This window comes from Micromonospora sp. NPDC005220 (assembly GCF_040607895.1).
Classification (GTDB): domain Bacteria; phylum Actinomycetota; class Actinomycetes; order Mycobacteriales; family Micromonosporaceae; genus Micromonospora.
The window spans coordinates 1-9,903 of record NZ_JBEXHP010000160.1; the positions used below are offsets into that span (position 1 = coordinate 1).

Consider the following 9,903-nt stretch of genomic DNA (forward strand, 5'->3'; position numbering starts at 1 on the left):
GTACGGCCGCGTGCGTCGCCGCCGCGTCCGGGGCCGCCGGGTCGACGTCGCCGACCGCGGCGAGGGTGTCGGTGACGCCCGGGTCGCCGGCGGCGGCGAGGCGGACACCCGCGCCGAACAGGGCGGCGCCGAGCCCGAGGTCGTCGTCCGCGACGGCCCACGGGCGGTCGGGACCGGTCGGGGCGGCCGGCATGGCGATCCAGTCGAGCCGGTGCAGGAGGCCATGCCGGGCCGCGCCGGCGGTGGTCAGCGACTCGGCGGGCATCACCCGGATGGTCAGCGCCTCGATCGAGGCGACCGGCCGGCCGTCGGTGTCCGCGACCTGCACGGCCAACTGCTCGGCTCCGGACGGCACCAGCCGGACCCGGAGTTCGGCTGCGCCCTCGGCGTGCAGGTGGACACCCGTCCAGGCGAACGGCAGGCGGGGCGGCCCGGGATTGTCGTCCACCGCCGCCGCGGCGTGCAGGGCGGCGTCGAGCAGCGCGGGGTGCAGGCCGTACCGGGCCGCGTCGGCGTGCAGCGTGCCCGGAAGCCGAACCTCGGCGAAGATCTCGTCCCCGCGCCGCCAGACCGCCCGGAGCCCACGGAACGCCGGTCCGTACGCGTGCCCGGTGCCGGCCAGCCGCTCGTACAGGCCGTCGATCGGCACCGGTCGGGCGTCGGCCGGTGGCCAGGTGGCGAGGTCGAAGGCGGGTGCCGGGTCACCGGCGCGCAGCACCCCGGTGGCGTGCGTGGTCCACTCGTCGGCGTCCTCCACCGGCCGGGAATGCACGGACAGCTGACGGTCCCCGTCCGGGTCGGCCGACCCGACGACCACCTGCACCTGGAGGGCGTCCCGGCCGGGCGTCATCGGCGCCCGCAGCACCAGCTCCTCGACCCGGTCGCAGCCGGCCTCGTCGGCGGCCCGCAGGGCCAGTTCGAGCAGGGCCGTGCCGGGCACCAGCACGGTGTCGCGGACCGCGTGGTCGGCGAGCCACGGCACGTCCCGTACCCCGAGCCGGCCGCTGAGCACCAGGTCGCCGCCGGTGGCGGAGGCGACGACCGCGCCCAGCAGCGGATGGTCGGCGGCGGTCAGACCCGCCGCGGCCACGTCGGCGCCGCCCGGGCCGGCCTCCAACCAGAACCGCTGGCCCTGGAACGGGTAGGTGGGCAGCTCGACCCGGCGGGCCCCGGTGCCCTCGAAGACCCGTTCCCAGTCGACGTCGACGCCGTGCGCGTACGCCTCGCCCACCGACCGCAGGTAGCGCTGCGTACCGCCCTCGTCGCGGCGCAGCGTGCCGAGCACCGCCGCCTCGTGCCCGGCCGACGCGGCGATCGCGTTCAGGCCCAGGGCCAGCACGGGGTGCGGGCTGATCTCGACGAAGACGGTGTGCCCCGCCGCCATCAGGGCGCGGACCGCGGGTTCGAAGCGGACCGTCTGGCGGACGTTGCGCCACCAGTAGCCCGCGTCCAGCCGGGTGGTGTCGAGGCGGTCGCCGGTGACGGTGGAGTAGAAGTCCACCGGGCTGGACGCCGGCACGACCCCCTCGAACGCCGCCGCGAACCGTGGTCGCAACGGGTCCAGGTGCGCGGAGTGGCCGGCGGCGGTGGCCTCGATGCGGCGGGTGCGTACCCCCTCACCGGCCAGCCGGTCGAGCAGGTCCTCGACGGCGTCCACGTCGCCGGAGACCACCACCGACTCCGGTCCGTTGACGGCGGCGACGGTGACCCGCCCGCCCCACTCGGGCAGCCGGGCGGACAGGTCCTGGTAGGACATCAGGACCGAACCCATCGCGCCGGTGCCGGCCAACTCGACGAGCGCCGCGCTGCGCAGGGCCACCATCCGGGCGGCGTCGGCCAGGCCGATGACGCCCGCCACGCAGGCCGCGGCCAGCTCGCCCTGGCTGTGCCCCACCACGGCGGCGGGCCGCACGCCGTGGCTGCGCCACAGCTCGGCGAGGGACACCAGCACGGCGAACAGCACCGGCTGGACGACGTCGGTCCGCGTCATCGGGGGCGCGTCCGGCTCGCCGCGCAGGACGGCGAAAATCGACCAGTCCAGGTACGGCGACAGCTCGTCGGCGCACTCGTGCATCCGGGCGGCGAACACCGGCTCGGTGTCCAGGAGGTCCAGGGTCATGCCGGGCCACTGCGCGCCCTGTCCGGGGAAGACGAACACCGGCCGGTCGGCGTTGAGCAATGCGGTGGCGCGGACCAGCTCGGGTGGGGTCTCCCCGTGCGCCAGCGCGTGCAGGGCGGCCGGCACCCCGTCCGGGTCGGCCGTCACGAGGACGGCCCGGTGCGGCAGGTGGGCGCGGGTGGTCGCCAGCGAGTACGCCAGGTCCGCGCCGGTCCGCCCGCTCGCCGACACGTGCGCGCCGACCCGGTCGGCCCAGGCGTCCAGCGCCTCGGGGGTACGGGCCGACAACACCCAGGGCAGGGGGCGACCGCTGGCGACCGGCGTCCGGGGCGGGGCGTCCGGTTGCCCGACGGATTCGAGGATGGCGTGCGCGTTGGTGCCGCTGGCGCCGAACGACGAGATCGCGGCGCGGCGCGCCCGGCCGGTGTCCGGCCACGGCACCGCCTCGGTCAGCAGGCGTACCGCGCCGGTGGACCAGTCGACGTGCGGGGTGGGCTCGTCGACGTGCAGGGTGGGTGGCAGGACGCCCCGGCGCATCGCCTCGACCATCTTGAGCAGCCCGGCCATGCCGGAGGCCGCCTGGGTGTGCCCGATGTTGGACTTCACCGAGCCCAACCACAGCGGCCGGTCGGCGGGACGCTCGTGTCCGTACGTGGCCAGCAACGCCTGCGCCTCGATCGGGTCGCCGAGCCGGGTGCCGGTGCCGTGCGCCTCCACCGCGTCGACGTCGCCGGGGGCCAGTCCGGCGTTCGCCAGCGCCTGCCGGATCACCCGCTGCTGGGCCGGGCCGCTGGGCGCGGTCAGTCCGTTGCTGGCGCCGTCGGAGTTGACCGCCGAGCCGCGCAACCGGGCGAGGACCGGGTGGCCGTGCCGCCGGGCCACGGAGAGCCGTTCCAGCAGCACCATGCCGGCCCCCTCGGACCAGCCGGTGCCGTCGGCGGCGGCGGCGAACGGTTTGCACCGGCCGTCCGGCGCGAGTCCGCGCTGACGGCTGAACTCGATGAACGGCAGTGGCGTCGGCATCACCATGACGCCGCCCACGAGGGCCGCCTCGCACTCGCCCTGGCGCAGCGACTGGGCGGCGAGGTGCAGGGCGACGAGCGACGACGAGCAGGCGGTGTCGATGGTGAGCGCCGGGCCCTCCAGCCCGTAGGTGTAGGCGAGCCGCCCGGAGATGATGCTCGTGGCGTTGCCGGTCAGCAGGTACCCGCCCACGTCGTCGGGCACCTCGGTCAGGTCGGTGCCGTACCCCTGCCCGGCCGCGCCGACGAAGACGCCGACGCGGCTGCCGCGCAGGGCTGTCGGGTCGATGCCGGCCCGTTCGAAGACCTCCCAGGACGTCTCCAGCAGCAGTCGCTGCTGCGGGTCCATGGCCACCGCCTCGCGCGGGTTGATGCCGAACAGCGCCGCGTCGAAGCGGTCGGCGTCGGCCAGGAAGCCGCCCTGGTTGGCGTACGTGGTGCCGCCGTGGTCCGGGTCCGGGTGGTAGATGCCGTCGAGGTCCCACCCACGGTCGGTGGGGAACGGACCGATCGCGTCGGTGCCCTCGGCGACGAGCCGCCACAGGTCGTCGCCGGAGCGGACGCCACCCGGGAAGCGGCAGCCGGTGGCTACGATGACGATCGGGTCGCGGTCGTCCACCACCGTCGCGACGGGCGCGGCGCGGGACCGGTCGCCGCCCTCGCCCAACTCCTCGCCGAGGTGCCGGGCGAGGGCCGCCGCGGTCGGATGGTCGAAGACCACTGTGGTCGGCAACGGCAGGCCGGTCGCCCTGGACAGGGCGTCACGCAGCTCCACGGCGGTCAGCGATTCCAGGCCCAGTTCCCGGAACGGCCGGTCGGCGACGACGGCCGCGGCGGACGGCAGGTCGAGCACCGCCGCGACCTCCTCGCGGACGACGTCGAGCAGCGGTCGGGCGGGGCGGGCGGCGGGGGACACCGGCGTGGGCGGGGTGACCGACCGGAGCTGGTCGATCAGCGGGCGGTGCCGGGCCAGCGTGTACGAGGCGGCGAACCGCTCCCAGTCGACGTCGGCCACCACACCGGTGGCCGCGCCGGACTCGACACAGCGGCGCATCGCCTCCAGCGCCACCGCCGGCGGCATCGGGGACAGCCCTGCACGGCGCAGCATCGGCTCCGCCCCGTCCGCCATGCCGCCGCCCGCCCAGGGACCCCAGGCGATCGACGTCGCGGCGAGATTCCGGGCGCGGCGGCGCTCGGCCAGGGCGTCGAGGTGGGCGTTGGCGGCGGCGTACCCGGCCTGACCGGCGCTGCCCCAGGTGCCGGCCACCGACGAGAAGAGCACGAAGGCGTCCAGCACCGCCCCGTCGAGCAGCTCGTCCAGCAGGTCGGCCCCCTTCACCTTGGCGCCGCGCGCGTCGGCGAGCACGTCCAGACCCGGGTCGGCGAGCGGCGTCGGGCGGCTGGTCCCGGCGGTGTGCACGACGGCGGTCGGCGGGTAGTCCCGGAGCAGCCCGGCGAGGAAGTCCCGGTCGGTGACGTCCCCGGCCACGATGGTCACGACCGACCCCTGCGCGGTGAGCTCGTCGCGGAGCGTGTCGGCGCCCGGGGCCTCGGCGCCGGACCGGCTGGTCAGCACCAGGTGTCCGGCCCCGTTGTCGGCGAGCCAGCGGGCCACGCGCGCGCCGAGCGCGCCGGTGCCGCCGGTCACGAGCACGGTGCCGCGCGGGGTCCAGGGTTGGACGACACGGTGGTCGGCGACCCGGCTCAGGCGGCGCACGAACACGCCGCCGGGGCGCACCGCGTACTGGTCCTCGTGGCCCGGGGCGGCCAGGATGGCGGGCAGCCGGTCCCAGTCGTCGCCGGACAGGTCGACGAGCCCGCCGCACCGGTCCGGATGCTCCAGGCCGATGACCCGGCCGAGTCCCCAGAGCTGCGCCTGGACCGGGTCCGGCGGCGGGTCGCCCGGCACTGCGGACACCGCGCCCTTGGTCACCACCCACAGCGGCGCGTCGAGGTCGCTGGCCAGGGCGGCGGTTCCGGCCGCGTCGAGCAGGGAGAGCACCGCCTGGGGACGCTCGCCGGGGCACAGGCGGCGACCTGCCGAACGGACCTCCGCGCCCACGGCGGTCAACGCCCGGACGACCGGTTCGGCGGCCTCCGCGCTGGGCGCGGCGACGAGCCAGAGGCCGTCTAGCGCCGCCGGCTCGGGCTCCGGCGCCGCCTGCCAGGTGACCCGGTAGTGCCAGCCGTCGTCCGGGGCGTGCCGGCCCGGCCCCGGTTCGAGCCAGTGGCGCTGGCGCTGGAACGCGTACGTCGGCAGCGGCACCGCCCGACCGCCGGCCAGCACCGCCGGCCAGTCCACCCGTACCCCGGCGAGGTGGACCCGGGCGAGCGCGGACAGTGCCGTCTCGGCCTCGTCCCGGTCGCGCCGCGACGACGGCACGAAGAGCCCGTCGCACCCCTGGCCGGACAGCACCCCGTCCGGTCCGACCTCGACGAAGACCGAGACGCCCCGGCGGGTGAGCAGGTCCAGGCCCGCGCCGAACCGCACCGTGGCGCGGACGTGCCGTACCCAGTAGTCAGCGCTGAACTCGCCGACCGGCTCGCCGGTCACGTTGGAGATCACCGGGAGTGCCGGACGCTCGTACCGGATCCGGGCAGCCACCTCGCCGAACTCCGCGAGCATCGGCTCCATCAGCGCCGAGTGGAACGCGTGCGAGACGTTCAGCCGCCGTACCCGACGCCCGCGCGCCCGCCACTGCTCCGCGACGTCCTCGACCAGCTCGACCGGCCCGGAGATCACCACCGACTCCGGGCCGTTGACCGCCGCGACCGGCAGGCCGGCGACCTCGGCCTCGGAGGCCTCCACGGCGACCATCGCGCCGCCGGCCGGCAACGCCTCCATCAACCGCCCGCGCGCGGTCACCAGGCGGCAGGCGTCGCCCAGCGACATCACCCCGGCGACGTGCGCGGCGGCCAGCTCGCCGATCGAGTGGCCCAGCAGGTACTCCGCTCGCACCCCCCAGGACGCCCACAGTCGACACATGGCGACCTCGAACGCGAACAGCGCCTTCTGCGCGGACGCGGTGCGGGCCAGCGCCTCGTCGTCCGCGGTGCGGATCTCCGCGCCGTCCAGCAACGCCAGTGCCTCGTCCCACACCTGCGCGAAGACCGGGAAGACGGCAGCCAACTGGCTGCCCATGCCGGCCCGCTGGCCGCCCTGACCGGTGAACAGGAAGGCGGTCCGGGGGCGACCGGCGACGCCGCGCGACACGCCGGGCGACGGGCGGCCCTCGGCCAGCGCCGCCAGTCGCTCGCGCAGCTGCGCGCGCCCACGGCCGAGCACCGCGGCGCGCTCCGGCAACGCGGCCCGGGCAACGGCGAGGGTGTACGCCACGTCGAGCGGCGACAGCTCCGGGCGCGCGTCCACCCGCTCGAGCAGCCGTACCGCCTGCGCCCGCAGCGCCTGGTCGGTGTGGCCGGAGAGCAGCCACGGCAGCACGGTGTCGACCGTCGGGGCCTCCCGCGGCTCCCGATCGGTGGTCTTCTTGCCCGTGCCCTCCTCTTCCGGCGCCTCCTCGATGACCACGTGGGCGTTGGTGCCGCTGACCCCGAACGAGGACACCCCCGCCCGCCGGGGACGTCCGGAGCGGGGCCACGGTTGGGCCTCGGTGAGCAGCCGGACGGCCCCGGCCGTCCAGTCCACGTGCGGGGTCGGTCGTGCGACGTGCAGCGTGCGCGGCAGCAGGCCGTGTCGCAGGGCGAGCACCATCTTCACGACGCCGCCGATGCCGGCGGCGGCCTGGGTGTGGCCGATGTTCGACTTCAGCGAGCCGAGCCACAGCGGGCGGTCCCGGTCCGCGCCGAAGACGCCGATCAGCGCGTCCGCCTCGATGGGGTCACCGAGAGCGGTGCCGGTGCCGTGCGCCTCGACGGCGTCCACGTCCCCGGGCGCGAGCCGGGCCGAGGCCAGGGCATCGCGGATCACCCGCTGCTGGGCCAGGCCGTTCGGTGCGGTCAGGCCGTTGCTGGCGCCGTCGGAGTTCACCGCGCTGCCGCGCAGCAACGCCAGGACGGGGTGGCCGAGCCGGCGGGCCTCGGAGAGCCGTTCCAGCAACACCAGCCCGACGCCCTCGCCCCAGCAGGTGCCGTCGGCGTCGGCGTCGAACGCCTTGCAGCGCCCGTCCGCGGCCAGGCCGCCCTGCCGGCTGAACTCGGTGAACGCGGTCGGGGTGGCCATCACCGTGGCGCCGCCGGCCAGCGCCAGGTGGCACTCTCCCTGCCGCAGCGACTGGGCCGCGAGGTGCAGCGCGACAAGCGACGCGGAGCAGGCCGTGTCCACGGTGACCGCCGGGCCCTCGAACCCGAACGTGTACGACACCCGCCCGGACACCACACTGGCCGCGTTGCCGGTGATCAGGTATCCCTCGGTGCCCTCGTCGGCCTGGGCCAGCGCGCCGTAGTCCTGGCCGTTCGTGCCGACGAACACCCCGGTACGGGTGCCGCGCAGCCCGGTCGGGTCGATGCCACCGCTCTCCAGCGTCTCCCAGGCAACCTCGAGCAGGATCCGCTGCTGCGGGTCCATCGACTGGGCCTCCCGGGGGCTGATGCCGAAGAAGCCGCTGTCGAAGTCGCCGGCGTCGGCGAGGAACCCGCCCTCGGTGCGGCCGGTGGCCGGGACCGCCCAACCACGGTCGGCCGGGACCGGCCCGATGGCGTCCTCGCCGGCGGCCAGCAGGTCCCAGAACTCGTCGGGGCCGGTGACCCCGCCTGGGAAACGGCATCCGACCGCAACGATCGCGATGGGTTCGGTCGACGACTCGGCGAGCCGCCGGTTGTCGTCCTTGAGGCGCTTGTTGTCCCGCAGGGCGGCACGAAGTGCCTTCACCAGGTCGGCGTCGTCGCTCACCGATCCCCGCCTTCCAGGGCCAGGCGGACCAGGGCCGCAGCGGTCATCGTGTCGAACTCGTCGGCGTCGGCGGTCTCCGCGTCGGCCGGGACGAGCAGGTCGTGCAGGTGCCCGGCGAGGGCCGCCGGTGTCGGATGGTCGTACAGGGCGGTGGCCGGCAGCCGTACCCCGGTGACCGAGGCGAGCCGGTTGCGCAGCTCCAGCAGGGTCAGCGAGTCGAAACCCAACTCCCGGAAGACGGCGTCCGGGCCGACGGTCTGCGCCGAATCGTGCCGCAGCACCGTCGCGGTGTGCGCGCGGACGAGGTCGAGGACCAGGTCGGCGCGTTCGGACGGGGAGCACGCCGCGAGTTGGTCCGCGAGGTCGACGCCCGCTCGTTCCTCGGCGGCGGCCCGGTCCCCGTCGGCGGGCGTGACGAGGTCGCGAAGCAGCGGACTGGGGCGTACCTCGGTGAAGGCCGCTCCGAAGCGGGTCCAGTCGATGTCGGCCACCGCGACGCACGTCTCGTCGGCGTCCAGAGCGGCCTGCAATGCCGCCAGCGCACGGGCCGGCGGCATCGGCGCGATCCCCCGCTGGCGCAGCCGCTCGCCGATCTCCCCGGCGGCGAGCCCACCGTCGGCCCAGGCGCCCCAGGCCACGGAGGTCGCGGCGCGGCCCTCGGCGCGCCGGTGCTGGGCGAGGGCGTCCAGGTAGGCGTTGGCGGCCGCGTAGTTCGCCTGGCCGGCGTTGCCGACCAGGCCGGCGAACGAGGAGAACAGCACGAACGCGTCGAGGTCGTGCCCGACGGTCAGTTCGTGCAGGTTACGTGCCCCGGCGGCCTTCGGGGCGTCCACGGCCGCGAACCGCTGCGGCGTCAGGTCGGCGATGAGACCGTCGTCGAGCGTGCCGGCGGTGTGGAAGACGGCGGTCAGCGGGTTTTCGGCGGGCACGTCGTCGAGGATCCGGGCCAGCGCCCCCCGGTCGCCGGTGTCGACGGCGCGAATGGTGACCCGGCTGCCGAGCGCGGTGAGTTCGTCGGTCAGGACCGCCGCGCCGGGGGCGTCGGGGCCGCTCCGGCTGAGCAGGATCAGGTGCGGCGCACCGGCCCGGGCCAGCCAGCGGGCGACGTGCGCGCCGAGCGCGCCGGTGCCGCCGGTGACGAGCACGGTGCCGCGTGGTGTCCAGCCGCGTCGCGCGGCGGGTGGTCCGGCGGGGCGCAGGCGGCGGGCGTACGTGCCGGTGCGGCGTAGTGCCACCTGGTCCTCGGGGCCACCCAGTACGGCGACGAGCGTCGCCGGGTCGACGCCGTCGGTGATGTCGACGAGGCCGCCCCAGCGCCCTTCGAGGGCGGCGACCCGGCCGAGGCCCCACAGCCGCGCCCGGTCCGGGTCGGTGAGTGGGTCGTCCGGGCCGATCGACACGGCTCCCCGGGTGACGCACCACAGCGGGGTGTCGCCGAGCAGCGCGACGGTCCGTTGGACGCTGGCGTGCAGCGAGAGGATGCCGTCGAGCCGGGCGCCGGCCGGGGCGTCGCGGACGGCGTCGGCACCGGCCGCCCGGATCGCGGTGACAAGGGCGTCGGCCAGGCCGTGGTCGTCGCCGGTCACCAGCCAGGTGCCGGTCAGCGCCGCCGGTGTGGTGGTCACCGGTTCCCAGCGCTCCTGGTAGCGCCAGCCGGCGACGGCGGAGCGGTCGCGCCAGGTGGCGAGGGAGGGCAGCAGCCGTTGCCAGGCGTCCCGGTCGGCGCCGCCGCCGAGCGCGTCGACGTCACCGGCCTCCACGGCGGCCCAGAAGGCGGTGTCGGAGGCGGCGCGGGGCGGGGCGTCCAGCCAGTAGCGGCGCCGTTGGAACGGGTAGGTCGGCAGGATCACCCGGCGGGCGTCGCGGCCGGCGAACACCGCCGGCCAGTCGACGTGCGCGCCGCGCGCCCAGGC

2 protein-coding genes are annotated in these 9,903 nt (G+C 76.2%); both read right to left on the reverse strand.

Annotated features, from left to right (window positions below):
* On the reverse strand, window positions 1-7,990 hold a 7,990-nt coding region (locus tag ABZU52_RS30355; RefSeq protein WP_354974370.1), incomplete at its 3' end, for a type I polyketide synthase.
* Window positions 7,987-9,903, reverse strand: a 1,917-nt coding sequence (locus tag ABZU52_RS30360; protein WP_354974371.1) for an SDR family NAD(P)-dependent oxidoreductase, incomplete at its 5' end; no start/stop codon positions are given. The genes ABZU52_RS30355 and ABZU52_RS30360, both read right to left, overlap by 4 nt.